The 25,380-nt window shown below is 42.6% G+C and carries 25 protein-coding genes, 2 pseudogenes and 1 other annotated feature; of the genes and pseudogenes, 23 read left to right on the forward strand and 4 right to left on the reverse strand.

The annotated features are described in order from the left end of the window. Position 1 precedes the first annotated feature (1 nt). From M5V91_RS07080 to M5V91_RS07140, 13 genes are all read left to right on the forward strand, one after another. Complete coding sequence (locus M5V91_RS07080) at positions 2-1,447, forward strand: aldehyde dehydrogenase family protein (protein WP_251174489.1); 1,446 nt, start codon at positions 2-4, stop codon at positions 1,445-1,447. A gap of 12 nt (positions 1,448-1,459) precedes the next feature. Then, entirely contained in the window at positions 1,460-2,242 is a 783-nt protein-coding gene (gene nadX, locus M5V91_RS07085; protein ID WP_035329820.1) for an aspartate dehydrogenase, read from the forward strand. Positions 2,243-2,333: 91 nt separating this feature from the next. Next, the gene (locus tag M5V91_RS07090) at positions 2,334-3,641 is read left to right on the forward strand and encodes an aromatic ring-hydroxylating dioxygenase subunit alpha (protein WP_019381322.1); all 1,308 of its coding nucleotides are present in this window, start codon (positions 2,334-2,336) and stop codon (positions 3,639-3,641) included. Positions 3,642-3,678: 37 nt separating this feature from the next. After that, entirely contained in the window at positions 3,679-4,188 is a 510-nt protein-coding gene (locus M5V91_RS07095; protein ID WP_019381323.1) for an aromatic-ring-hydroxylating dioxygenase subunit beta, read from the forward strand. Between the two features lie 65 nt (positions 4,189-4,253). Beyond that, positions 4,254-4,988, forward strand: coding sequence for an SDR family NAD(P)-dependent oxidoreductase (locus tag M5V91_RS07100; RefSeq protein WP_284522258.1), 735 nt, complete (start codon positions 4,254-4,256; stop codon positions 4,986-4,988). A 30-nt stretch (positions 4,989-5,018) separates the two neighbouring features. Next, positions 5,019-5,576: a VOC family protein gene (locus tag M5V91_RS07105; protein ID WP_284521943.1), complete on the forward strand. Its 558-nt coding sequence runs from the start codon at positions 5,019-5,021 to the stop codon at positions 5,574-5,576. Continuing rightward, positions 5,570-5,980, forward strand: coding sequence for a VOC family protein (locus M5V91_RS07110; RefSeq protein WP_284521944.1), 411 nt, complete (start codon positions 5,570-5,572; stop codon positions 5,978-5,980). The genes M5V91_RS07105 and M5V91_RS07110 overlap by 7 nt, the downstream gene beginning before the upstream one ends. 99 nt (positions 5,981-6,079) lie before the next feature. After that, the gene (locus M5V91_RS07115) at positions 6,080-6,406 is read left to right on the forward strand and encodes a hypothetical protein (RefSeq protein ID WP_050807826.1); all 327 of its coding nucleotides are present in this window, start codon (positions 6,080-6,082) and stop codon (positions 6,404-6,406) included. After that, a complete protein-coding gene (locus M5V91_RS07120) occupies positions 6,403-6,963 on the forward strand; it encodes a hypothetical protein (protein ID WP_217024493.1) in 561 nt (186 codons plus the stop codon). Before M5V91_RS07115 ends, M5V91_RS07120 begins: the two co-directional genes overlap by 4 nt. 109 nt (positions 6,964-7,072) lie before the next feature. Beyond that, positions 7,073-7,837: an alpha/beta hydrolase gene (locus M5V91_RS07125; protein WP_251174491.1), complete on the forward strand. Its 765-nt coding sequence runs from the start codon at positions 7,073-7,075 to the stop codon at positions 7,835-7,837. 121 nt (positions 7,838-7,958) lie between these two features. Continuing rightward, positions 7,959-9,575, forward strand: a complete 1,617-nt coding sequence (locus tag M5V91_RS07130) for an ABC1 kinase family protein (RefSeq protein ID WP_251156977.1) — start codon at positions 7,959-7,961, stop codon at positions 9,573-9,575. Between the two features lie 111 nt (positions 9,576-9,686). Next, entirely contained in the window at positions 9,687-10,649 is a 963-nt protein-coding gene (locus M5V91_RS07135) for a bile acid:sodium symporter family protein (protein WP_251174493.1), read from the forward strand. Positions 10,650-10,999: 350 nt separating this feature from the next. Beyond that, the gene (locus tag M5V91_RS07140; protein ID WP_009334297.1) at positions 11,000-11,452 is read left to right on the forward strand and encodes a S1 domain-containing RNA-binding protein; all 453 of its coding nucleotides are present in this window, start codon (positions 11,000-11,002) and stop codon (positions 11,450-11,452) included. A 175-nt stretch (positions 11,453-11,627) separates the two neighbouring features. Here the strand turns inward: M5V91_RS07140 and M5V91_RS07145 are convergent, their stop codons facing one another. Then, the gene (locus M5V91_RS07145) at positions 11,628-13,301 is read right to left on the reverse strand and encodes a ribonuclease J (protein WP_251174494.1); all 1,674 of its coding nucleotides are present in this window, start codon (positions 13,299-13,301) and stop codon (positions 11,628-11,630) included. A gap of 176 nt (positions 13,302-13,477) precedes the next feature. After that, positions 13,478-13,702 (forward strand) — a binding site (T-box leader). 45 nt (positions 13,703-13,747) lie between these two features. Between M5V91_RS07145 and proB the strand changes: the two genes are divergently transcribed. The 10 genes and pseudogenes from proB to M5V91_RS30345 all read left to right on the forward strand — a co-directional run bounded on the left by proB (position 13,748) and on the right by M5V91_RS30345 (position 24,399). Beyond that, entirely contained in the window at positions 13,748-14,869 is a 1,122-nt protein-coding gene (proB, locus tag M5V91_RS07150; RefSeq protein WP_009334300.1) for a glutamate 5-kinase, read from the forward strand. Next, positions 14,869-16,100, forward strand: a pseudogene (locus tag M5V91_RS07155) (glutamate-5-semialdehyde dehydrogenase). The gene proB and the pseudogene M5V91_RS07155 overlap by 1 nt, the downstream one beginning before the upstream one ends. A gap of 93 nt (positions 16,101-16,193) precedes the next feature. Beyond that, entirely contained in the window at positions 16,194-17,888 is a 1,695-nt protein-coding gene (locus tag M5V91_RS07160) for a sigma-54-dependent Fis family transcriptional regulator (RefSeq protein WP_019381334.1), read from the forward strand. 186 nt (positions 17,889-18,074) lie between these two features. Beyond that, entirely contained in the window at positions 18,075-19,067 is a 993-nt protein-coding gene (locus M5V91_RS07165; protein WP_009334303.1) for a 2-keto-3-deoxygluconate permease, read from the forward strand. Between the two features lie 71 nt (positions 19,068-19,138). Next, positions 19,139-19,707 (forward strand): annotated as a pseudogene (locus tag M5V91_RS07170) (four-carbon acid sugar kinase family protein); the annotation flags it as partial. 177 nt (positions 19,708-19,884) lie between these two features. After that, positions 19,885-20,388, forward strand: a complete 504-nt coding sequence (locus M5V91_RS07175) for a nucleotide-binding domain containing protein (protein ID WP_284522259.1) — start codon at positions 19,885-19,887, stop codon at positions 20,386-20,388. Further along, positions 20,375-21,382, forward strand: a complete 1,008-nt coding sequence (gene pdxA / locus M5V91_RS07180) for a 4-hydroxythreonine-4-phosphate dehydrogenase PdxA (protein WP_192908663.1) — start codon at positions 20,375-20,377, stop codon at positions 21,380-21,382. Before M5V91_RS07175 ends, pdxA begins: the two co-directional genes overlap by 14 nt. A gap of 133 nt (positions 21,383-21,515) precedes the next feature. After that, complete coding sequence (locus tag M5V91_RS07185; protein ID WP_009334306.1) at positions 21,516-22,775, forward strand: ATP-binding protein; 1,260 nt, start codon at positions 21,516-21,518, stop codon at positions 22,773-22,775. Between the two features lie 110 nt (positions 22,776-22,885). Further along, entirely contained in the window at positions 22,886-23,956 is a 1,071-nt protein-coding gene (locus M5V91_RS07190) for a TDT family transporter (RefSeq protein ID WP_284521945.1), read from the forward strand. 377 nt (positions 23,957-24,333) lie between these two features. Continuing rightward, positions 24,334-24,399 carry a putative holin-like toxin gene (locus M5V91_RS30345; protein ID WP_369425981.1) on the forward strand — a complete coding sequence of 22 codons (66 nt, stop codon included), beginning with the start codon at positions 24,334-24,336 and terminating at the stop codon, positions 24,397-24,399. A gap of 29 nt (positions 24,400-24,428) precedes the next feature. On the opposite strand, the gene M5V91_RS07195 is transcribed toward M5V91_RS30345, so the two are convergent. The 3 genes from M5V91_RS07195 to M5V91_RS07205 form a co-directional block, all read right to left on the reverse strand. Continuing rightward, positions 24,429-24,734, reverse strand: a complete 306-nt coding sequence (locus M5V91_RS07195) for a hypothetical protein (RefSeq protein ID WP_232292518.1) — start codon at positions 24,732-24,734, stop codon at positions 24,429-24,431. 39 nt (positions 24,735-24,773) lie between these two features. After that, complete coding sequence (locus M5V91_RS07200) at positions 24,774-24,941, reverse strand: hypothetical protein (protein ID WP_009334309.1); 168 nt, start codon at positions 24,939-24,941, stop codon at positions 24,774-24,776. Positions 24,942-25,133: 192 nt separating this feature from the next. Then, positions 25,134-25,307 (reverse strand): aspartyl-phosphate phosphatase Spo0E family protein, encoded by a 174-nt coding sequence (locus M5V91_RS07205; protein WP_009334310.1) that lies wholly within the window; start codon positions 25,305-25,307, stop codon positions 25,134-25,136. Between the last annotated feature and the right edge of the window lie 73 nt (positions 25,308-25,380).

Raw genomic sequence — 25,380 nt, forward strand, 5'->3', positions numbered from 1 at the left:
GATGATTTCGACGTATCCATTTGTTTCAGGAAAATATTTAATAGCTGGAGAGTGGATTCAGACAGAAAATACAGCCCATGTTCTTAATCCGGCTGATCATCAGGAAGTTGTGGGCGAAGTTGCCTTGTGTACAGAAGAACAGGTTGAATTGGCCATTTCTGCTGCAGCAAAGGCTTTTGAAACCTGGTCGAAAAGTGAGATTGAGGACCGGGCAAACCGGATGAAGCTCGCTGCCGACGAGATTAAAGCAAGTGTCGAAGAGAACGTCACTTTGCTGATCCGAGAAAATGGAAAAGTGCTGGTGGAAGCGAAAAAAGACCTTCTGCGATGTGTTGATATTATGAAGGAAGCTGCCGAAGAGCTTTTGGAATGGTGGAAGCCTGAATCCATTCCCGGTTCCCAGAAGGTCCAAATCCGAAAGCGTCCCCGTGGGGTAACGGCAGTGATCTCTCCATGGAACTCACCAATGATCCTTACGTTTAAGCGGGTGATCCCAGCTGTTCTTGCCGGAAACACAGTCGTTGTAAAGCCGGCGACAAGCTGTCCGCTAACAATCATGTCATTCCTCAAGACAGTGGCTTCTTATTTCCCTGATGGAGTCATTAATGTTGTAACTGGTTCAGGAGGGCTGATCGGCAATAAGCTTTGCTCAGATCCGCGACTCCGAACCATTGCATTTGTCGGCAGTACCGAGACTGGGAAAGAAATCATGCGTGCTGCTTCAGGCACGGTGAAAAATGTCTACATGGAGCTTGGCGGAAATGATGCGGCTATTATTCTCGAAGATGCCAATCTGGATGAAAGCGCTATTAAGCGACTGCGTTTCGGAGTTCTTAGGGCAGCAGGCCAGGTGTGCTCAGCCATCAAAAGGATCTATGTCCATGAATCCCGATACGGGGAGCTGGTAGAAAAGCTTAGAAAAGAATTTCAACATATTAAGGTTGGAAACGGCATTCAGCCTGATGCCGAGATGGGGCCTTTGAACAATAAGGCCCAGTACGAATATGTGAATGGGCTGATCGAACGTGCCAGAAAATCCGGAGCTACCGTCATCACAGGAGGGATTCAGCTTGATCCAGAGTCCTGGGATAAAGGCTATTACATACTGCCTGCAATCATCACCGGTGTGGATCAGAAAAGTGAAATTGTTCGTGCTGAACAGTTTGGACCTGTCATTCCGATCCTTCCATTTAAAGAGGATGAGGAAGTCATCAGCCTGGCAAATGACAGTGAATTTGGTTTAAGGGCTTCTGTTTGGACAGAAGATGAATCCAAAGCACTTGAATTTGCAGACCGGTTAGAGGCCGGCGCCGTTTTCCATAATAATCATACCGTTTTTCAGGATCTCCATCTGGACTTCCCGGGCCTAAAGGAAAGCGGACTTTCACGAGAAACGCGGCATTGCGGTCTGGAGTTTTTTGCAGATTCCTATGGTTTTGCCAATTAGGGGGATACCGATATGAAATTAGCCTTAATAGGAGGCGGGAATATAGGCAGGTTCCTGCTTCAAAGCATTAATATAGACTGCTTAATACCGAATGCGAAAATTATTGGCCTTCATACTCGCTGCCAGGAACAGGCAAAGGAACTATCACGTGAATTTGAAGCGGAAATCTTTGAAGACGTGGAATCCCTTTTAAAATCCGATGCCGACCTGGTTATTGAAGCAGCAACTGTTGAAGCTGTAGAAGAGTATGCTGCTTCCATTTTGCTTTCAGGCAAAGATCTGGTTGTCAGCAGTGTTGGGGCATTGGCAGACCGGGAATTTTATAAGTGCCTTGAAGAAATCTGCATCTTAAATAATACGAAAATCCACTTGCCATCAGGGGCAATCGGCGGACTGGATATTTTAAAAGCTGCCAAATCGATTGGTGAGCTGGATTCTGTCTCCATTATCACCAGGAAGCCTCCTCAGGCACTTCCTGGTGCCCCGCTTAATGGGGAAAAGGTGCTTTTTGAGGGATCTGCCGCCGAAGCCATTAGATTATTCCCAAAGAATATCAATGTTTCCATTATCTTGTCTCTCGCGGGATTAGGTGCCGAGAATACCGGAGTTAAAATCATATCCGATCCAGCAGCAAGGAAAAATAGCCATACGATTGAGGCAGCAGGTTCTTTCGGAAAGCTATCGCTTCAAGTCGAAAATGACCCGATGCCTAATAATCCAAAGACAAGCTACCTGGCAGCTCTAAGCATCCTGGCTTCATTGAAGAATAGGGATGAGATGATCCGGGTTGGATAGATGTAAACTGGTGCAACAGCAGGAAGAGAATATTTCATTCTTTTCCTCGCTCCATGGAGAAGCTTATATTAAGACGAAGGGGAATTTACATATGATTAAAACGACAACTAAGAATTTAGAAGAAATGACCCAAAAAGAAACGATCGGCTACTTGAACGAAACAGTCCAGCCTGAGGCTGGATCCATTCCTGCCTTTATCCTCGCAGATCCTAAGATTTACGATATTGAGCATAAAAAGGTGTTTATGAAAACCTGGCTTTTTATTGGCCATGAATCAGAAATCCCGAATAAAAATGATTATATGTTAAGAGATTTAGCAGGCTACTCCATTATTATTACAAGAGATTCAGAGAATGAAATCCGCGGTTTTTACAATATGTGCACACACCGGGGGATGAAATTATGCCGTGCTGACAAAGGAAATAAATCTTCATTTGTATGTCCTTATCATGGATTTAATTTTAAAAACAATGGTGATCTTATTGGAGTACCTCTGCAGAAGGATATTTATGGTGCTGACCTGGATAAGTCCAAACTGGGACTTCACAAAATAAGGATTGAATCATATAAAGGCCTTGTTTTTGGAACCTGGAATGAAGAAGCTGAGTCTCTATCAGATTTCCTCGGCGATTTCAAATGGTATTTGGATATTTTAGCCGGACGTGCTGAAATGGAAGTCGTCGGCCCTCCGCAAAGGTTTATCATCCATTCAAACTGGAAGGTAGGAGCAGATAACTTTGTCGGCGATTCCTACCACACAATGGTCACTCATGGATCCATTGCAAAATTGGGCATGGTGCCCAGTGCGACATATTCCAAAAAGGGATACCAAATCCACACTATGAACGGACATGGTTTAAATCTGGGTACTCCTAATCCTGACTTCGCATTCCCTGAAGAGCTAAAATCTGAATATAAATCCAATTTAACAGATGAACAATATGATGTGCTGGCCAATTTGAAAAATATGATCGGAAACATCTTTCCAAACCTGAGCTTCCTCATTTCACATACAAAGGTAAAAGGACAGCTGATTTCGAATACAACCGTTCGGATGTGGAGGCCAATTGGGCCAGATAAAATGGAGGTGATTGCCTGGTTCCTGGTAGAGAAAAATGCTGCAGAGGACTGGAAGAAACGTTCAAGGGATTCTTTCATTTTAACGTTCAGCCCTTCAGGCATTTTTGAGCAGGATGATACAGAAGTTTTTACTGACATCACCGCTGCCGCATCAGGGCCAATGCCTGTTATGAAAGAACTTGTTTACAATTATACGATGGGCATGCACCGGGAACCGGTCAGCGATTTCACCGGTCCGGGTGTTGTCTACGATGATAAGTTTTCTGAAGCAAATCAAAGGAATTTCTATCGCTACTGGCTTGATCTCATAAACGCTTAAGTAAACTGGAACGATGCCTGAAATGGGGGAATACGGAATGAGTTTAGAGAAAATGCTCGCAACCTATGAATTTGAACAATGGCTCTACAGAGAAGCTGAGCTGCTTGATCATATTGATTTTGATGGCTGGTTCAGCCTTATGCATCCATCCCTGATTTATCAAATGCCTGTACGTGTCAATAAGGAAGGCACCGAAAGGCCGGATTATGCGGAAGATATGTTTTCTTTCAATGATGATATAGATTTGCTGAGCCTGAGAGTCGAACGGTTAAAAACGGACTATGCTTGGGCGGAAATTCCTCCTTCCCGCACCCGCCGCTTTGTAAGCAATGTAAAACTGGCAGACTATGTCCCGAATGAAAAAGCATCTGTAAATAGTTATCTTCTAATCTATCGCAGCCGGAGTACAGACATTCATCATGACCTGATCTCAGGAGAGCGCCGTGATGAATTTACATATGAAGATGGCATCTGGAAATTATCAAAGAGGGTTTTCATTGTCGATCAAACAACACTCAATACCAGAAATCTCGCTATTTTTGTTTAAGGAGGAACATTCAGTATGGCACAGCTAAGCGGAAAATCAGTCTATTTGACCGGGGCGCCTCTGGCATTGGCAAGGCTGTTACAGAGACTTTTATACAGGAAGGAGCCTTTGTAACTGTACTGGATAAATCAGCAGCTGGCCTCGAGCAATTGAAACAGGAATACGGGGATCGTGTTCTATGCATGGAAGGGGACGTCACTGAATACGGGGATCACATTAACGCCGTTCGAGCTGCTGTGGAAGCGGCGGGAAAACTCGATGTGTTCGTGGCCAATGCCGGCGTATTTGACGGATTTGCCAAATTTAGTGAAGTAACACCAGAGGCCATGTCAGATGCCTATGACCTGTTATTTACTATTAATGTTAAAGGCTATTTTAATGGTGCAAAAGCTTCTGCGGAAGAATTGAAAAAAACAAATGGAAATATGATTTTCACGGTTTCCGGAGCCGGCTTTTACCCAGACGGGGGCGGAGTCTGGTATACAGCAAGCAAGCACGCGCAAATCGGCTTAATGCGCCAGCTTGCCTTTGAATTAGCCCCGGACATCAGAGTAAACGCGGTGGCACCAGGCGGCACATTGACGGCACTCAATGTCATAGGCCCGCTTAAGCCGTTTGTGACAGCAGTCGATCCGGATACGAAAGCAAAAAGCATTAAATCCCGAAATCCCCTCCGCATAGCTATGACCAGCGAAGACCATGTTGGAGCGTATCTGCTGCTTGCTTCTGATCAATCCCGAGCCATTACAGGCGAAGTGATTTCCAGTGATGGAGGACTTGCTGTACGGGGATTATCTTAAAGGAGAAGCGTCATTTAGGAGGATTTTTTTATGGCAGAAAGCAAAACTACTAAAGCGCCATTAGCTGGAAATCAGGAAATAAACCAGCTGGCTTTTGTTGTTCAGGATATTGATGAGGCTTGTGAGGCTTTTTCAAGTTTACTGGGAGTTCCGAAGCCCGAGTGGTTTTTAACAGGTGATCAGGAAGTATCAAAGGTAATTTACCGTGGAAACCCTACTGCATCAAGAAGTAAATTAGCATTTCTAAATACACCAACTGTTCAATTTGAACTTATTGAACCAAATGAAGAACCAGGCACGATGCGGGAGTTTTTGGATCGGGCTGGAGAGGGCATACACCATATTGCCTTTGATGTGGAATCCATCAGTGAACGAATGCCGCTTTTTGAAGAGAGCGGGTACTCACAACTGCAAAGTGGAGAATTTACATCCAGTGAAGGCAGATATGTTTATGCTGATACCTTGAGAGACTGCAAGATATTGGTTGAACTCCTGGAAAGCTCTGAGGCAAGAAATACTGCAGCTCCCCTGATTCACTATGCCCCTTGCTTGGAACAAATAAAGTCGAGCAGCTGGCAATCGTGGTAAAAAATCTGGATTTGGCTGCAGAAGCTTACTGTAAGCTTCTCGGTGCCGATAAGCCACCCATTATACAATCAGGTCCAAGTGAAATGACGCAGGTCATTTTCAGAGGCCGGCCAACAGAAGGTAAATCAAGATATATGTTTATCAATACACCTTTCATTCAAATTGAATTAATCGAACCAGGTGATTCACCAAGTACTTGGCAGGAACATCTGGAGAAATACGGGGAAGGTGTCCATCATATTTCGTTCGTTGTCGATAACCTGAATGAAAAAATCAGATTGCTGGAAGAAATGGGATATCCTGTCATACAAACTGGCAACTTTTTTAATGGGAAAGGCAAATATGCTTATATGGACACAACCTCAACATTCAAAGTGATTATTGAATTACTTGAGAGATATTAAAAAACGGCTGCACATAAAAGTGCAGCCGTTTTTTTTAGGGTGGCATCACCTCCTGTTTAATTGTAAAATAATACTATTCTAGAAATTATTAGGGGATTTATGTACACTTACCAATCTTTTGTAACAGATGGAACCTTTACATTATTGAGGCCAGTGATTTCTAGTTTCCTATTAATTACTGTGGTTCTATTCGTTCTTGTTTGGCTTCCTAAAGCCTTGCAGGGTTTCTTGAACGGATTTACGGTTATGGCGGTTGCCCTCATTTCAATCTTTATGTCTGGTCAGGTACTATTTTTTGAAGCCATTCTTGCCGATGAGTTAGGGATGGGAGGAGGAAGCGGATTTTGGATGTTCCTTGTGATTGTCATCCTGGGAACCGTGAGCCCCATTATTTATTTCATGAGACATAGGGAGGCGGGATCGTGACCAGTTCTGAAATTAAGAAACTGAGAGTCAGGCAGCTCCTGCTCTTAAATGGCACCCTCCTATTCTTCTTAAGTGCGACTTACATTTTACAAATATTAATAGATATTACTTTTTCGCAAATGTTTATTTTCCTTGGCACGGTAACTCTGATTCAATCAATTGGGGGATGGGCAAAACGTAATTCCACTAAATCTATTCTTCCTGTTATCGAACAAGTTGCCATCTATGAAAAAGAAAAGATGGGCAATGAATGGAGTAAGCAGCGGATTGTGGGGAGTATTTGGACATTGCTTTTTAGCAGCATACTATTTATCAATGCTTACTTCCATTCTGATTCCGGGGAAATTCTGAAAATAGAGCCGATGTTTTTATTTTTTCTTACAATTGCGATTCTAATCATGACCAATATCAGTATGGTCATTCACAGCAGGAAGGTGGATGTTGCTCAATCACCTGCAAACTTCACAGGGTACACACGTAACTCTAATGTAAGGGCTATTATCTTTGGTGCTTGTTACGCCATCCTTATCTTTGTGTTAATACTTTCTTTAGTCTAACCGCTCCATATATGTTTAGAGCGGTCTTTTTTCTTCTTAAATACAAGTTGACAGGTCGGAATAGTTGGTTATATAATGTGAGTAATTAATTCTGAGGGAGGAATAGATTATGAATGAACGTTATCCTGTTTTGGACGGTGCAGAATCATTCTACTATGAAGGCAATGAGATCGGGATTCTGATCACACATGGTTTTCTTGGAACTCCCCAGAGTGTACGGTTTTTGGGGGAGTCATTTGCCAAGCTTGGCTATACCGTCTTTGCTCCAAGGCTTAAAGGCCACGGCACACATTATAAAGATATGGAAAAAACCTCTCATGAGGATTGGTTTGCTGAAGCAGAAAAGGGGTATCAATTTCTAAAAGACAGATGCACATCTGTTTATGCTGCAGGTCAATCAATGGGTGGTGCATTGACCCTTTGGCTGGCAAATAAATATCCCGAAATTGCAGGTATTGTGTTAATAAATGCCGCTCTCCGGGTTCCATGTTATGAATATTTAAAGGGGAAAACAAATCCCAGATACCTTGATGAAGGTGCACCAGATATTAAAAAAGAGGATGTAGAGGAAATTACGTACGGGAAAGTTCCGGTTCCCTCCATCTTCGAATTGCAGAAAATCATGGAAGGAACACCAGACTTATTACCATCCATTAAAACACCTGTATTAGGCTTTAAGTCGGTAGAAGATCATGTGGTGCCTGCAGAGTGTACAGATTTTATTTTGGAGAAGATTGGCTCCGTGAAAAAGAAAGCTATATCGCTCTATAACTCCTATCATGTGGCATCCATGGACAATGATAAAGAAAAGATTGTTAACATAACTCATCAGTATATTCAGCAGAATCAAGCAGGCAGCTTGTCCTTTGTGTAAGGACGGGCTGTTTTTTATGTCATGAAACCTTTTAAACATGATAACGTATAAAAAGAAAAGGGTATTCAGCCTGTAATACAGAATAAGACAGTATATTTTTCTAGGGAAGAAGGTGATGGAAATGAAGGCGAGAAGTAAATTGCTCCGTATGTACAAATTGCTTTCTATGGCACTTCACATTATATTTCAAATTTACTGGTATAAATGGACCCGCAAATCAGAAGCAGAATGGGAAAAATTATGGTCTGGCATCGGGAAAAGATTCCGGACAACACTTTTTGAATTGGAAGGGCTGCTGATTAAGATTGGTCAGTTCATCAGCATTCGTTCTGATTTGCTTCCAAAAGCTTTCATCCAGGAGCTGCAAGACCTGACCGATAAGGTACCGCCATCGGAATGGAGTAAAATCCAGAGGATTTTAAACGAAGAGTGGGGGAGCGAGCTCTCTAAAAAGGTGGTGGCGATTGAAAAAGAAGCCATTGCATCAGCATCGATTGGGGAGGTATATAAAGGCGCTCTCCAGGACGGCTCAATTGTCGCCATTAAAGTACAGCGTCCTGATATTCAATCCATCGTACATACCGACTTCCGGACCCTAAGTATTCTTGTCTGGTTTGCTGATCGGTTTGTCCCTATTCCTAAGGGATTCCTTAATTTAAAGGTCCTATTTCAGGAGCTAAAGCAGGTTATTGAGCGGGAGCTTGACTTTACAAAGGAAAAGGATACCCTGCTTTATTTTAAGGAGCGATTTAAAGATAATGAGTTGGTTAAAATTCCCCGCGTGCATCAGGAGCTTTGCACTTCAAAAGTGCTTGTCATGGAATGGGTGGAGGGAAAAAGACTCAATGATTCAGCAGCGGTTGAAAAGCTTGAGATATCCCGTCACGATCTGGCACGCCGTTTGATGAAGATCTTCCTGCCGCAATGGCTGGAACCTGGGATGTTTCATGCCGATCCCCATCCAGGAAATGTGCTGTTTACAAGGGAGGGGAGGATCATTCTTCTTGATTTCGGCATGGCCGGGGAAATTTCAAAAAAAGATGCAGTCTCTTTTCAGAATTTAATTGAATCCATTCTCGCTAAAAACTACAGTAAAGCAGTCGAATGTCTGTCACAGCTGGGATTTTTGCTGCCGGAAGCTAATGCGGGAACAATGGAGAAGCTGCTGTCAGAATGGATGGCATTTGACCTTTCTCAGGTAAAAGATATGGATCTAGTGGCTCTTAAGCTTGAACTAAATGATATGATTGCTGCTCTTCCGATCCAGGTGCCAACCCGCTTTGTTTTTCTGGGCAGGTCATTTATGACAATAGAAGGGATTGTTCGCCATCTGGCACCAGAAGATGATCTTCTTGACCTTGGCAAACCAGTTTTTACAGAGTGGTTAAGCTCACAGGGGAATAAATGGTCATTCATTTGGAGCATTATTCAATCCCAGCCGCTCTTTAAAATTTTTCATTCAGCAGTGGAATTCCTGGAAACACCGCGTAAATTGGAAAAAATGAAAGAGGCCGGGCAAAGAAGGGATTTTCAGTTTACGATCTATGAAAATCGAAAAAAACAGCTTTTTCAGCTATTCATGCTAGGTTTAACTGGGTCTGGCTTTGGCATTTATTTAGAAGAAATGCTGATCATGCAATTATCCGCAGGCATCGCAGCCATTGCGCTTGCAGGGTTTGGAGTAAACAGCTGGAGGCTGGGAAAATGGCTGAAATATATGCCGGAAAAACGGAGATAATCAAAAGAGCCGAGTTTTGGCTCTTTTTTACTATTTTGATATATAACCAGCCAGATTATGATAAAATAATTAGTTAGGTAAACAATTATTCGGAAAAGGAGAGTACTCAGTGTGCTAATTCAAATCAATAAACAACTGGAGAAAATGATGCCATTGATTACTCCAATAAGCGTGGTTCTAGGTGTTATGCTCGCTGGTTATATTAAGGATTTTGCTTTTATCATCCCTTGGGTTTTTGCGTATATGACGTTTTCAGGAAGTCTGAACTCCAGTTTTAGCAGTTTAAAAGAAATCCTTCATCATCCAAAGCCGCTTTTCCTCATATTGTTTCTGCTTCATATTTTGATGCCTCTCTTTGCATGGAGCACAGGTAAACTTGCGTTTGGTGATGATTCATTAACCATTACCGGGCTGGTATTGGCTATGGCCATTCCGACCGGCATATCGAGCTTCATCTGGGTTTCCATTTATCGCGGCAATATTCCGCTGACATTGTCCATCATTCTGGTAGATACCTTTTTGTCACCATTTATTGTTCCGCTGACATTGTCGATATTTTTCCAGAAATCTGTACAGATCGATGTTGTGCCGATGATGGCTGGATTATTCGGCATGATTGTTCTGCCTTCTTTTCTTGGCATGCTCTTCAATCAATTTGCAGGAAAAAGCGCTGCAGCCTTGAGCAGCCGGCTCTCTCCTTTTTCTAAGCTAGGAATGGCCATTGTGGTCATGCTGAATGGAGCTGTCGTCGCCCCGTATCTGAAGGAGGTAAATTTTAAATTGGTCCTCATCGGGCTTGCTGTATTTTGTGTGGCGTTTATGGGCTATCTTATCTCTTTCATCATCGCTAATTTACTGAAATACGATCAGGGCACGACTGTGGCCGTTACGTTTAATGGCGGGATGAGGAATATCAGCGTTGGCTCCGTCCTGGCAGTTACTTATTTTCCTGCTCCTGTTGCTGTTCCTGTGGTCATCGGTATGCTCTTTCAGCAGGTATTGGCGTCCCTGTATGGGATTATAATGAAGCGTCATTTCAGCAGGAAGGTTCTTCAGGAAGGTCATACTGTGTAAGGTTTAAGCTCCTGTTTCAGGAGCTTTTTTTGTTTGCCAATATATCATAAAAATAAATTTTTGATTAAAATTATCCTTCCGCACATAAAAAAGCGTTATGCGCACATAAAATTTTTATCTGCACATAAAAATATTTTTCAATATAAAAGTGTGCCATCTGCATACAAAATTGGCTGAAATAATGGCCCAACAAGCAATTAAATATATAAATTTTACTAAATTTGAACAAAAAATATGATTTATCCCGAATTTTAACGGGTAGAATATCGTAGGGATATCGCCGGCATTGAAATTATCTTTAAAAAAAGTTATAATAAGACGTTGTTAACACTACCGAGGGGGAAGTTTTTTTGTCAATCGAAATTGGAAGTAAGGTACAAGGAAAAGTAACAGGTATTACAAATTTCGGAGCTTTTGTCGAACTGCCAGGCGGTACGACAGGTCTTGTTCACATTAGTGAGGTAGCGGACAGCTATGTTAAAGATGTGAATGAGCATTTAAAAGTTGGCGATGAGGTAACTGTTAAAGTGCTTAGCGAGAAGGAAGGCAAAATTGCCCTTTCCATCAAAAAAGCAGTGGACAGACCTGAAGGCCAATCTTCTTATTCTCAGCGCCCGCCGCGCCAGGGAAGAGATGATCGCCGCGGCGGTTCCAGAGATTTCCGTTCTAAAGGAAACTTTAAGCCGAAGGAAAGCTTTGAAGACAAAATGGCAAAATTCTTAAAATCGAGTGAAGAAAATATTTCTTCATTAAAGCGCAATACTGAAGGAAAGCGGGGCGGCCGAGGCGGACGCCGCGGTTAAGCAGCCCTTTAGATAGAGTGAAGCTTCAATCAGCGGGTGGTTTCCCAACTGATTGTTAGTTGAACCAATCTGGCCTATACGCTCAGTTAGACCTGAACCTCTGGATCAAAGGGTGGGGCTTACTGAGCATTAGACTGCGATAAAGGCAAGCCGTTTTAGGCTTGCCTCTTTTCGTTTATATTTCAATTATAATCGGCAGGATCATTGGTTTGCGCTTTGTTTTTTCAAATAAATACTGCCCAAGTGATTTCTTAATGCTCTGCTTGATGACATTCCACTGGCTTTTATCCTGTTCTGGAAGATCATTGACGGTTTTCTCCGCAATCCGATTTATTTCTCTCAGCAAATCTTCGGATTCCCGTGCGTAGACGAAACCTCGGGATATCGTATCAGGTCTTGATATCATTTTGCGCTCATTCTTGCTCATGGTCAGTACGATCACAATCATCCCATCCTCGGACAGCTGCTTTCTGTCCCGGAGCACGATGCTGCCAATGTCACCAACCCCCACTCCATCAACATAAGTATCTCCGGCAGGTACCCGCCTGGTCTGGCGTGCTTCTCCGTTCTCAATATCAACGACATCCCCATTTTTAATGATAAATGTATGCCCAGTTTCAACACCGATGGATTCAGCAAGCAATTTATGATGGTGAAGCATTCTATATTCACCGTGAATCGGGATAAAATATTTCGGCTTCATCAATGTGAGCATAAGCTTTAAATCCTCCTGATAGCCGTGGCCGGACACATGCATCCCTGTTGAGCTTCCTGAACCGTATATCACCCGGGCTCCCAGCTTGAACAGGTTGTCGATAATCTTAGAGACATCGCGTTCGTTCCCCGGGATTGGGGATGCTGCAAGAATCACGGTATCCTCAGGATGAATCTCTGCATCACGGTAATTTCCGGCAGAGAGCCGTGAAAGGGCAGCCATCGGTTCACCCTGGCTGCCGGTACATAATATGCACACCTTTTCAGGAGCCAGATTCATCGCTTCTCTTGGATTCACAATCATACCCTCAGGAACTGTCAGGTAACCGCGTTCAATAGCTACATCCACGACATTTACCATACTCCTTCCAAGCAGGACCAGCTTTCGGTTTGTTCTAATCACAGCGGCCACAACCTGCTGAACACGGCTCACATTGGAAGCGAAAGTTGAGATGATAATCTTGCGTGGTGCTTTCATAAATGCTTCCTCAATGTTTTCCCCGACAATATGTTCAGTTGGCGAAAAGCCAGACCGCTCAGCGTTTGTGCTTTCTGATAGCAGGGCCAGCACTCCACTGCGGCCGATTTCAGCCATCCTATGGATATCAGCATGCTCCTGATTTACAGGGGTTAAGTCAAATTTAAAATCGCCGGTATGGACAACATTGCCCTCTGGCGTCTTGAAAACAATGCCCAGACAGTCAGGGATGCTATGATTCACCTTGAAAAAGCTAACGCCTATTTTACCGAAATCAAGGCTAGAGTCAGAATCTATGGTTATAAGCTCTGAATCACCCAGCAGGCGATGCTCCGTTAATTTTAATTCAATCAGCCCAAGCGTAAATCGGGTCGCATAAACCGGTATATTGATCTTTTTGAGAAGATAGGCAACTCCGCCAATATGATCCTCATGTCCATGAGTGACAATCAGCCCGCGGATTTTATCCCGGTTTTCCTCAAGGTATGTGATGTCCGGAATGATCAAATCGATCCCCAATAATGTCTCATCAGGGAATTTCCCTCCGGCATCAATCACGACAATATCGTCATCATATTGGATCACATACATGTTTTTTCCAATTTCATTGATGCCGCCCAGAGAAAATATGGATAGTTGCTTTCCGTTTGACTCCATATGTAAATCCTCCCACTAGTCATTTTTTATTAGCATTCCCGAATGTGCCTGCTTTATCATACTGTATTGCACGCAGTTAAAAAGTTTGTCTGGGGATTTTAATCCTTTAAATCAGCGAATTAATTATTGACATAAAATACCGAAGGATGCATAATAATTCTAATTATAAGAAGAATTCAACAGCCATGACAGGGAACCAGTAAGTAGAACTCAGGCTAAAAGAGAGCAGGATTCACCGGCTGAAAGATCCTGCAGCCTGCAAAACTATTGAACCTAGCCCTTGAGCTGCCAGGCAAACCTGGCCGAATTTCCTGCGTTAAAGGATTTTCAAAGCGGGCACTTGCTGTGTGAAGTGCCAATGAAGGTGGTACCGCGAAAGACAAAGCTCTTCCGTCCTTTTTAAAGGGATGGGAGGGCTTTTTTTATTTGATTGGATGGTGGATAGCGTGAAAAGGAAACGAATTGTCGTCAAAATAGGAAGCAGTTCACTGACAAATACAAATGGAGGACTTTGCATCGAAAAACTTGAGGAGCATGTAGCTGCACTTTCCCGTTTAAAACAGCTTGGCCATGATGTCATCCTGATTTCATCTGGGGCAGTAGCAGCAGGTTTTGCTGATTTGGGCTATCCTTCCCGGCCTGTGACCATCGCCGGAAAACAGGCGGCTGCTGCAGTCGGGCAAGGGCTGCTGATGCAGGGATATACCGAAGAGTGTAAGAAGCATGGGATTGTAGCTGCACAGCTGCTGCTCACACGGCAGAACTTCCTGCACAAAGAGCAATATCAAAATGCACATGCAACTTTAGCGGAGCTTTTAAAGCGAAATATTCTCCCGATCATTAATGAAAACGATTCGGTGTCGGTGGAGGAGCTGGCATTTGGCGATAATGATATGCTTTCTGCTCTCGTAAGCGGACTTGTTCAAGCACAGCATTTAATCATTCTGACAGATATCAACGGCATTTATGATTCAAATCCGAGGACAAACCCCAATGCGAAAAAATATCATTTTATCACAGAAATCACAAAAGAAATGGTGAAAGCTGCTTCTGGTTCGGGCTCCAAGGTAGGGACCGGCGGTATGGTGACAAAGCTGGAGGCGGCACGGACAGCGCTGGCGCTGGGAGTGCAGGTGTTTATTGGAGTTGGCTGCGGACGGGAAAAATTAGTCGATATCCTCAATGGAAAAGGGAACGGCACCTATGTTGGCAACAGTTCAAAGGCGAGCGTTAGGACATCCAAACAGTGGCTGGCTCTGCATTCAGTACCTAATGGGAAAATTGAAGTGGACCAGGGTGCGGCACACGCGATGTTATCGCAAGGAAAAAGCCTTCTGCCTGCTGGGGTTACGAACATAACCGGGCACTTTCTGGTAAATGATGTGGTTGAAGTTGTAGGGCCAAAAGGAGTCATTATCGGCAAAGGCCAGGTTAATTTTTCATCTGAAGAATTGAGCGAAATCAAAGGCCTGCCAAGCTCTGAAGCCATGGTGATCGCCAACAGTGATCGCAGTGTGGTCATTCATCGTGATCATTGGGTAAGCCAAAAAAGAAGGGAGACGAGATAATGGAATTGATTCAAAAAGGGGAAAAAGCAAGGATAGCTGCGGGGAAGATGGCGAAAATGTCGACGGACCAAAAGAACCAGGCATTGGCATTAATTGCAAAACAGCTAATGGCTGAGAAGCACTTTATTTTAGCCGAAAATGAAAAAGACCTTGCTGCGGGAAAAAACAACAGAATGAATGAATCATTGCTCGACCGGCTTCGGCTTAATGAAGCCCGCCTTCAGGATATGGCGGACGCATTAATCCAGCTTACTCACCTGGACGATCCGGTTGGGGAGGTTTTATCCTCATGGGAACGTCCGAACGGACTCGCCATTACACAAGTAAGGGTCCCGCTTGGCGTTGTCGGCATGATATATGAAGCGCGTCCAAATGTCACGGTCGATGCATCCAGCTTATGTTTGAAGACTGGGAATGCTGTTATGCTGCGCGGAAGTTCTACTGCTATACATTCGAATAAAGCAATTGTGAAAGTGATTCATCATGCATTGGAAAAGAGCGACTTGCCTTCTGATGCTGTGCAGCTTATTGAGGATACGAGCCGGGAAACCGCTTCGGGGATGTTTAAACTGAACGAATACCTGGATGTCCTGATTCCGCGGGGAGGGGCAAAGCTTATTAAGACAGTAGTTGAAAATTCTACAGTCCCTGTACTTGAGACAGGTGCAGGCAATTGTCATGTCTATATTGATGAAAGTGCTGATAAGGAAATGGCGATAAACATTGCCATCAATGCGAAAACACAGCGTCCTTCCGTTTGCAATGCATGTGAAACGATCATTGTGCACAGAGAGTGGGGGGCCTGAATGATCTTGTGCTTGCTCTGGAGGAAAAAGGGGTTACCATTCACGGCGATGAAGGTGTATGCGGAGAAAAGATCATTCCGGCTGTGGAAGAAGATTGGGCCACAGAATATTTAGGCTTGGAAGTCGCGTTGAAAGTGGCGGAAAGCGTGGATGAGGCAATCGTTCATATTAACCGCTACGGCACTAAACATTCTGAGGCAATTGTTTCTTCAAACCCAGATAATGTGGAAAAATTCCTGAATGAAGTCGATGCAGCGGCAGTTTACCATAATGCATCCACACGCTTCACAGATGGATTCGAGTTTGGATTCGGCGCTGAAATCGGGATCAGCACACAAAAGCTCCATGCCCGCGGTCCGATGGGACTGCCGGCTCTGACTTCGACAAAATATATTTTGAAAGGGGATGGGCAGATAAAAAAATAAGCTGCCATTCCTTTTAATAAGAACGAATGAGCCATTTTCCTATTTATTGGTGTCGTTTAGAAATGAATGGTAAGATACATTTAGGTGAATGTGATGAAAATAAAGACATTATTTATTGCCCCTTATCCTGCTATGCTTCCATTAATTAAGGAATGCAGGAAAGAGGAAAAAGATTTGGACATTAAAATAGCAACTGGAAACCTGGGGCAGGCACTCCCGCATGTGAAAAATGCCGAATCTGAAGGCATTGATATGATCATCAGCAGGGGTGGAACAGCAAAGCTGGTCCAACAGGAAACAAATATCCCTGTTATTGATATTCAGGTATCCGGGTACGATATGCTTCGGGTGTTAACCCTTGCCAATGATTTTCCAGGGAAGAAAGCGATTGTCGGCTTTTCCAACATAACGCTTGGCGCCAAAACGATTACTGACATATTGGATATTGGTATAGAGGTTTTTACGATTCAAAAGGAAGAGGAAGTAGAAGCCCTTGTTCATGAATTAAGGTCCAAGGGTTTTGAATTGATCATGGGGGATGTTGTAACTGTTGAGGCTGCTGCTAAAGCAGGGCTCGAGGGAATCCTGATACAATCCGGACGTGAAGCCATCTTTGATGCGTTTCAAAAAGCGAAATCCCTGTATGATTCGTTTCGCAGAAAACAGCAGGAAAACGACCTGCTCAGGGCAATTATTAAGGAGAATACTGACAATATAATCCTTTTTAACCGTAATGCTGAATGTGTATTTGAACAATGGAATACTTTTTCTTCCCCTCCCATACTCTTGAGTGATTTACAGAGTCTTGTACACCGGAAGGGAAATGCAGAATCCGTTGTAATGATTGAAGGTATAAAGGGAGATATGCTTAAAGTTCAGGTTTCAAGCCTTGAAATTGCCGGTGAAACTTATACTCAATTTATTATTAAAGAGCTTAATGATATAAAGAGTTCTTCAGAAAATCTTAACGTGGAATCAGTATCTCAGCTGCCGATGATCATCCATGAAAGTGAAGCAATGAAAGATTGTCTGGCTGCCATATCTGCAGGAAAAAACCGAAATCTATGGCTTTTAATTGGTGCTGCAGGCACTGGAAAAGGATTATTAGCACGCTATATCCATTACTTAAAGCACCAGGGGGCCGGTTTGTTTCTTTCTATACATGCAAAGGAAGCAAGAAGAGGCTTAAATCCCTTTGATGACGACATCCGATCCATATATATTTATGACGCTGAGGACATTTCTGCAGAAGAGAAATCCCGGTTGCTCAACCAGTGTCAGAAATGGGCAGAATCGGGGAAAGAAGTGATCCTCTCTCTATCCAGTGAAATTCAAGAGTTGTACTCACTTCTTTTTAAAGAAGAAACAGTTCGCATCTATATCCCCTCTCTGTTAGAACGCAAGGATGATATAAGAGCTTTAACAGCATACTTTATTGCACATTTTCATCAGCAATATGGAACATCCGCAGTAAAAATAAGGGAGGATGCGATGGAGCTGCTGGAGCGTTATAACTGGCCTGGCAATACCGCTGAGCTGAAAGCATTCCTTTTTGATGTCTTGGCAGCTGAGAAAGGCTATATCATCAGTAAAGAAACGGTTTCAAGACAGCTGAATCGGAAGCAGCGTCCTGTCCAAATTGAAGATAGTCTGTTAACCGGAACACTCGATCAAATTGAAAAACGAATTATCGAAGCAGTTATGAAGGAAGAAAACCAAAACCAAACAAAGGTGTCAAAACGGTTAGGCATTAATCGGTCGACATTGTGGAGGAAGCTGAAGGAGTAATATTCAGCTTCTTTTTTTGTTTTATTATATGTTTAAAAATGCAACACAAAATAAAAAACTAGAAAATACCAAACTATTTTTCTGTAAAATGTGTTGAATTTTGCATTGAAAGCGTTTAATATGAAACTGTAATCGTTTTCACTAATTGTTTAAAATTGAAACAGATATAAAGGGGATGTTAAAATTATGAAGATCAAAGCAACTCTTGAGCGTATTCCAGGCGGGATGATGGTAGTTCCGTTGCTAATTGCAGCAGTGCTTAACACTTTTGCACCTGATTTGCTCCGTATCGGGAATTTTACTGAAGCATTGTTTGTTGACGGTGCATCAGCTTTAATCGCTTTATTCCTATTATGTACAGGTGCTCAAATTAATGTAAAATCATTTGGTGTTTCAATTGGGAAAGGGGCTACCCTTTTAGCAACGAAGTGGGTAGTTGGTGCGGCATTCGGGTTAATCGCTTACATGTTTGCAGGTGAAAATGGCCTTTGGCTGGGTTTGGCTCCAATTGCGATTATTGCAGCTATGACAAACAGTAATGGCGGCCTATTCGTCGCACTTGTTGGCCAGTATGGAAGCAAGGAAGACCGTGCAGCTTATTCATTGCTGGCTCTAAATGACGGTCCGTTTTTAACGATGGTTGCCTTATCTATCTTTGGAGCAATGGGCTTTGTTGATGGAATGTTCTCATTGCAGTCATTCATTGCCGTACTGCTTCCAATCCTCGTAGGTATGGTATTAGGGAATTTAGACGAAGAAATGCGTGCATTCCTTGATAATGGCAGCTCCATGCTCATTCCATTTTTCGCTTTCGCCCTTGGAATGGGAATTGACTTCAGTGCTATTGTAGACGGTGGTCTATCAGGTATTATCCTTGGCCTGTTAACAGTATTCGTAACGGGTACAGCTGGATATTTAGTGTTTAAAGCGTTTAAGTGGAATCCAATTGTAGGAGCTGCTGAAGGCTCAACTGCCGGTAATGCTGTAGCAACACCTGCTGCCATTGCAGCAGCAAGTGCAGGGTTTGCACAGTATGCTGAATTGGCTACAGTTCAGGTTGCGGCATCTACAGTGACAACCGCAATCCTGCTTCCGCTGTATATAGCGTTTTTGGTTAAGCGTCTAGAGAGAAAAGGATATGAGTTTAAAGAAGGAAACCTGACGAAAGTTAACGGCTAAAGGATGTGGTTCTTGTGTTTGAAAAATTTGGCATTATTGCGGATGATTTGACTGGTGCTAATGATTCAGGAGTGCAGCTGGCGAAAAAAGGGCTGACTGCCACTGTTATGATGGATTATACCGGGAAAAACATTCAATCTGACCCTGATGTCTTAATTGTTGATACTGATAGCCGTGCAAAAACACAAGAAGAAGCATATGAAGCAGTGGAAAAAGCTGCTTCTCTTCTTTTGAAAAAGGCTATGCTCATGTCTATAAAAAAGTAGATTCAACTTTAAGAGGAAATATAGCAGCTGAACTGGCAGCGCTTGAAGAGGTATATCGCCCGGAAATCATTGTTATTGCCCCTGCTTTTCCAAAAATGAATCGTACAACGGTATCTGGACATCATTATGTAAATGGTAAACTGATTACAGAAACAGAGTTTGGAAGGGATCCAAAGACACCTGTAACGGAAAGCTTTCTTCCTCGCATGTTAAATAAGAATGCAGGAAAAGATATTGCATTGCTTGATCTGGAATTGATCCGGGGAGAGAAAGCAGATATTCTTGAATTCATTGAAAGAGCTGTTGCGGCGGGGAATACCTGGATTGTTTGCGACAGTGAAAGGGAAGAGGATCTGCAGGTAATTGCCGAGAGTTTCACAAGCGTTCAGAAAAAAACGATTTGGACTGGCTCTGGTGCTCTAGTTGAATATTTACCCGATGCTCTAAAGCTTAGATCTCATCATGAAAATGATCATGAGGAGAATAACATCAGGAAAACACTCACAGTTTCAGGGAGTCTGTCACAGGTTACAAAAAAACAGCTTACCCGGATTAGAGAACTTGATCAATCTTATTTTGCAGAAATCAATCCTGTCCAATTGGTTAATCAGACAGTGGATCTTGAAGAAGTCATTGAAGAAATTGGACAAAACCAGGATAATAGCCATTTTGTTGTTTATGTGGATTCTTCAGATCAGAACCGGGATGCAGCCCGTATAGCGGGAGAAGCAATAGGATTATCAGGAAAGCAGATTGGTGAAAGGATTGCCATGGGACTAGGGCAAATTGCAAACAGACTTGTAAATAAGTTCCCGGAACTCGACGGCTTGATTTTAACAGGCGGAGACATTGCAAAAGCTGCTTGTTCAGAATTGGGTATTCAGGAAATGGAGCTCCATACAGAAATAGAACCGGGTCTCCCTTTTGGCCGATTGCGCAGCAAAGAAAGAAGCTATTGGGCTGTTACAAAAGCAGGGGGATTCGGAAATGAGCAATCTCTGGCTAACGCAATACATTATATGACAAGAAAGGTTGAGTGCAATGAGTCAAACTAAACCAGTAGTAGGCATTACAATGGGGGATGCAGCGGGTGTAGGGCCGGAAATTATTTTAAAAAGCCTGGCAGAGGCTGAAATGTATGAAATAAGCAACCCGCTTGTCATTGGTGATAGAAAAATTTTAGAACGGGCCAAATCATTTGTTGACAGCGGGCTTATTATTGAAACAGTAACGGCAGAGCAGATAAGCGAGATCCCTTATAAGCATGGAGTAGTACATTGCCTAGATTTGGACCTGTTGCCGGAAGACCTTCCCATTGGCCAGGTATCTCCTGAAGCTGGAGACGCAGCATTTCAATATTTGGCTAAAGCGATCGAAATGGCAAAAGAAAATCGAATTGATGCGATCTGCACTGCACCTTTAAACAAGGAAGCCTTGCAAAAGGGCGGCCATATGTATCCAGGCCATACAGAAATTTTAGCGGATTTGACCGATACAAAAGATTATTCCATGATGCTATCTGCACCAAACTTAAGGGTTATTCATGTGACAACACATGTCGGAATTATTGATGCAGTTAAAATGATCAATCCTGAAAGAGTGTACCACGTGCTGAAGCTAGCCCATGACACATTGAAAAAAGCAGGCATTGAATCACCTAAAATTGCTGTTTGCGGAATCAATCCTCATGCAGGCGAAAATGGATTATTCGGGTATGGCGAAGAGGAAGAAAAAGTCATTCCTGGAGTGGAAAAAGCACAGGCAGAGGGGATTAATGCTGTAGGGCCGCTGCCGGCTGACACATTATTTTTCAGAGCTGTCCGCGGCGATTTTGACATTGTCGTAGCCATGTATCATGATCAGGGTCATGGGCCAGTTAAAGTATTAGGGCTGGATGCCGGGGTTAATATCACCGTCGGCCTTCCCATCATTCGTACAAGCGTTGATCATGGTACAGCCTTCGATATTGCCGGAAAAGGCATAGCTGACGAGAAAAGCTTAATGGAAGCCATGCGTCAGGCAGTAGAGCTTGCACCAAAGAAAAAATAGCCTGATTTTAACCTGCTCGGGCCCCCGGGCGGGTTTTTTTATAGAATTTAATAGATAAATTTTTTTGAAAATGATATCGTTAACCTCACAATTGATGCTAAAATAATAGAAAAAACACAAAAAAGAGGAATATATGAGTAAACGGACAGGTCAAATTTCACTTGTGCTTATTTCGGTTTTATTTACCTCATATCAAACCATTTTCTCGCAGGAAACGTTTTTTACTTTTGATTTTATTCTATTTACCTGTATTGCCTGGTTTGTCGGCTGGCAGTTTGACAAAAGCAGGTACTACGCAGAAAAAGCGCGGGCCAGCGAGAAGAGCCACAAATTGCTTCTGGAATCACTGCCGGTTTCCGTGCTCATACATAAGGACTTTGAAATTTTGTATGCAAACTCGACTGCAGTTGCCGAATTGTCGTCATCAGATAAAGGTGCATTAATTGGCAGGTCGCTGCTTGACTTTATAGAGTTGGACTATATGGGACGTTTGCAGGAGCGTTATCAGTACATTAAGTCAGAGAAGCAGCTTTTAAACAATATAGAATATAAAATAAAACGTTTTGATGGAACCACTAGATTTTTTGAAGTTTCATCACTTTATGTTGAATTTGAAGGGAAAGAGGCCATACTCTCAATTGGAACTGATATTTCTGATAAAAAAGAGGAACAGGAAAAGCTCCTGCAGAAATCAGAAAAGCTGGCACTTCTTGGCCAAATGGCAGCTGGAATCGCTCATGAAATCCGTAATCCTCTTACTTCGATCAAAGGGTTTGTTCAGCTCTTCAAGTCAAATAGCCAGAAAGATGAATACTTTGACATTGTACTTTCAGAATTGGACCGCATAAATGGAATCGTCGGCGAATTTTTAGTGCTTGCAAAGCCGACTGCAGACATTTTCGAAAAGCAGGACCTTACTAAATTAATCAACGAAGTGATTCTTTTGAGCAGCACCCAATCCGTATTAAACAATGTCGAAATAGCAGCAGAAAATAATCTTCACGCCCCAATGATTCATTGTGAAAAGAACCAGCTGAAACAAGTATTCCTCAACATTATTAAGAATGCCATTGAAGCAATGCCAGGCGGAGGAGAGTTAAACATTAAAGTGTTTAAAAAGTCCGGCAACACTATTTCCATTCAATTCATCGATCAGGGTGTTGGCATATCAGAAGACCGGATTTCAAGTCTGGGGGAACCTTTTTATACGACAAAGGAAAAAGGAACAGGGCTGGGACTGATGATTTGCTACAAAATTATCGAAAACCATAATGGCCGCTTAATAGTCGAAAGTAAAGTTGGGGAAGGCACCAAGATTGAGATAGAACTCCCCTATGAAGGGGATTCGATACATGCAGAAGATGATCAAAACGGAAACATCGTTTTAATTTAAATGGTGGAGCGGGACCTGACAGTGCATGAAAATGTGCTGTTTTTTTATTATCCGCAGCGCATGCATAGGATGTTATAATTAAAATAAAATCCATTCTAACGGTGATTATAGTGTTTTATTTCATTTTGCTGGGCCTTTTGTTTATAGGGGCTGTTTTCGTTATCATTCGTAAAAAAATAAATATTAATACTGCTGCAATGGCGGCTGTGATGGCGTTTGGCATTGTGACACAGGGTGTTTTACTGAATTTCTTCGGTTTGTCCTTCTTTTTGGGGAGCATCGGCAAGATTATCAGCATAGCAGATATAGCCTTATGGATGGCCATCTTAGTTTCGATCGGCATGACCATCTATAAAGGAGAGTTTAAGAAGCTGCATTACATTAATCCAATTAACCGTTTCGGCATTGGAACCTGGGTGGCCGGCACGTCGATTTGCGGAATCATGTTCTGCAAGCAATTTGGAGCAGGTGCAGAAGTCCAGGCGCTGGCCATTCTGAATGCGGGATTATGGATTATTTATATTTGGATTAGTTTAATAGGCTTCAAAGAGCTCAAGGATACATCTATTGGTCAGCAGACGCATGGAGTTTTGCTGCTGACGGCGGTCAGCACACAATCTCTTGTTCTCCTTTTCAATACTGTCTTTGCAGATGTACCTGGATTTCTGAATGCCGCTCTTATTTTTTTAGGGCTGCTTTTTTATTTCATTAGTGCGTGGTTTATTCTTAAACGTTATGCCATACGCGGCTGGAACATTGCGAAAGATTGGAATAATACCAATTGTATTTTTCACGGTGCCCTGTCCATCAGCGGGCTCGGCATGTTCAAATCCTGCCTTGTAACCCAACAGGCGGCTGCTTGGTTTTGGCTTGCCGTTTTCCTGGTTTTCATTGTGGTGGAGATTATTGAAATAGCAAGGGCGATTTGCCGCAGTCTAATATATGGCTTGAAGGAAGGCATCTTCACATACGATGTGACACAGTGGAGCCGAATCTTCACTTTTGCGATGTTCTTTACGTTTACCTTTTTCATAGAAACCCCGGTACAGGCAGTAATATTGAATACAGGCGTTTGGATCATTTTAATGTTATTGATCATTGAATTATATTTAAGTGTTGATTCAATTAGAAGAAAACATGTCCGGATTCCGTTGACATCCAGAAAGGAAAGGTCGGTATAAGAGCTAAACGCACATAAATTTTTCTATCCGCAAGTAAAAATCGCTTATCCGCAAATAAATTTTTCTATCCGCAAGTAAAAATCCCTTATCCGCACATAAATTTGGAAAGCATATGTAAATTCAAGCTTTTCACAAATAAATCTGATAAAAACGCGCATTAAGATAGGGCATTTTTCGAGGCAAGCATAAGAAAATAGCGGCTTTTCACAAAAAAAGAGCCAGTCACATGCAATTTTGCAATGCGGCTGGCTCTTTTTAGGCCTTTTGGACGGATTTTCAAATGGGCACTTATCCTGAGTATAGGACAAGTTTGGTTCCGGGAAGGCTGAAGATAAGGAGGCGATGTATAAATGGGTACCTTTGAAGTGTTGTCTTTGATGATCAGTTTCGGTATGTTTGTTATCGCCATGCTCCAGTTCACAAATAGAGACAGGGATTCATAAACACGCTCTCAAGCGTGTTTTTTTCGTCTTTATTTGGAAAGCCCCTCATATTCTTTCTTAATATCTTCTGCGGTTTTATCGATTTCTTCTCCCCAATGGTCATTGACCTTGTTGAACACAATATTGCCTTTTGTATCCATTAAAGCGTAGCCTCTATAGGCTGATTCGCCATTTTTCATATCAGCCCTTTCAATGAGCTGCATTTCAGGGTCTGACACAAATGGGAGGCTGTGTCCCATTTTTTCTTCAAGAGCATTATACAGCTCAAGCTGCTGCTCAGGCTGATCATTGCTTACGATGTACACGTTGACGTCCAAGCCTTCTAATTTATCCATATTCTGATGCAACTCGACCAGTTGCTGCTGACAGAGTCCTCAGGTGTATGTAGTGATAAAGAAGAAAACACTTGGCTTGTCCTGCGGGAAGGTAACTTCATTACCGGTCTGGTCCTTTAAGGTGATCGCTTCCTGTGCCTGATCTTTACCGCAGGCTGTCAGAACAAGAAGGACGATTCCTAATAAAATCATGAATTTTTTCTTCATAAGATCTCCAATTCCTAATAGTTGTTATCCATATCATTATGGCTATATTTTTAGCTTTTCTCAATAAAAATGCTTAAGTGAACGGATGTTTTTCTACGATTAAGCGTCAATCATAAAACAAACACACCCTTTTTATAAGAGTGTGCGTTTTATGGAATATTTATTACTTTTGAGGTAATAACCGGGGATGTTCTAATGGATGAATTTGCTTCGCTGCACTTTATAAATGAGCTTATCGAGCTCCTCTGAGTACATAAGCGTTTCAGGGTGTGACAATCCCTTTCTTTTTCCAACAGAAATCATCTTTTTGCGCAGGGCATCGATGTCATGATGAAGTTTTTTTATAGCAGTCGAAGGTGTGGTCATTGATTCGGCTCCTAATCAGGGGATGAAATACTATATTCTATTATCGACAAATTAAACCGCAAATAAACAGATT

Origin of the sequence: Cytobacillus pseudoceanisediminis (genome assembly GCF_023516215.1) — a bacterium.
Classification (GTDB): domain Bacteria; phylum Bacillota; class Bacilli; order Bacillales; family Cytobacillaceae; genus Cytobacillus; species Cytobacillus pseudoceanisediminis.

Coding starts and splice junctions, on each gene's coding strand:
- M5V91_RS07080 (WP_251174489.1), top strand. CDS start 2: ATGATTTCGACGTATCCATTTGTTTCAGGAAAATATTTAATAGCTGGA.
- nadX (WP_035329820.1), top strand. CDS start 1,460: ATGAAATTAGCCTTAATAGGAGGCGGGAATATAGGCAGGTTCCTGCTT.
- M5V91_RS07090 (WP_019381322.1), top strand. CDS start 2,334: ATGATTAAAACGACAACTAAGAATTTAGAAGAAATGACCCAAAAAGAA.
- M5V91_RS07095 (WP_019381323.1), top strand. CDS start 3,679: ATGAGTTTAGAGAAAATGCTCGCAACCTATGAATTTGAACAATGGCTC.
- M5V91_RS07105 (WP_284521943.1), top strand. CDS start 5,019: ATGGCAGAAAGCAAAACTACTAAAGCGCCATTAGCTGGAAATCAGGAA.
- M5V91_RS07115 (WP_050807826.1), top strand. CDS start 6,080: ATGTACACTTACCAATCTTTTGTAACAGATGGAACCTTTACATTATTG.
- M5V91_RS07125 (WP_251174491.1), top strand. CDS start 7,073: ATGAATGAACGTTATCCTGTTTTGGACGGTGCAGAATCATTCTACTAT.
- M5V91_RS07130 (WP_251156977.1), top strand. CDS start 7,959: ATGAAGGCGAGAAGTAAATTGCTCCGTATGTACAAATTGCTTTCTATG.
- M5V91_RS07145 (WP_251174494.1), bottom strand. CDS start 13,301: ATGGAGTCAAACGGAAAGCAACTATCCATATTTTCTCTGGGCGGCATC.
- M5V91_RS07160 (WP_019381334.1), top strand. CDS start 16,194: ATGAAAATAAAGACATTATTTATTGCCCCTTATCCTGCTATGCTTCCA.
- M5V91_RS07165 (WP_009334303.1), top strand. CDS start 18,075: ATGAAGATCAAAGCAACTCTTGAGCGTATTCCAGGCGGGATGATGGTA.
- pdxA (WP_192908663.1), top strand. CDS start 20,375: ATGAGTCAAACTAAACCAGTAGTAGGCATTACAATGGGGGATGCAGCG.
- M5V91_RS07185 (WP_009334306.1), top strand. CDS start 21,516: ATGAGTAAACGGACAGGTCAAATTTCACTTGTGCTTATTTCGGTTTTA.
- M5V91_RS07195 (WP_232292518.1), bottom strand. CDS start 24,734: ATGGATAAATTAGAAGGCTTGGACGTCAACGTGTACATCGTAAGCAAT.
- M5V91_RS07200 (WP_009334309.1), bottom strand. CDS start 24,941: ATGAAGAAAAAATTCATGATTTTATTAGGAATCGTCCTTCTTGTTCTG.
- M5V91_RS07205 (WP_009334310.1), bottom strand. CDS start 25,307: ATGACCACACCTTCGACTGCTATAAAAAAACTTCATCATGACATCGAT.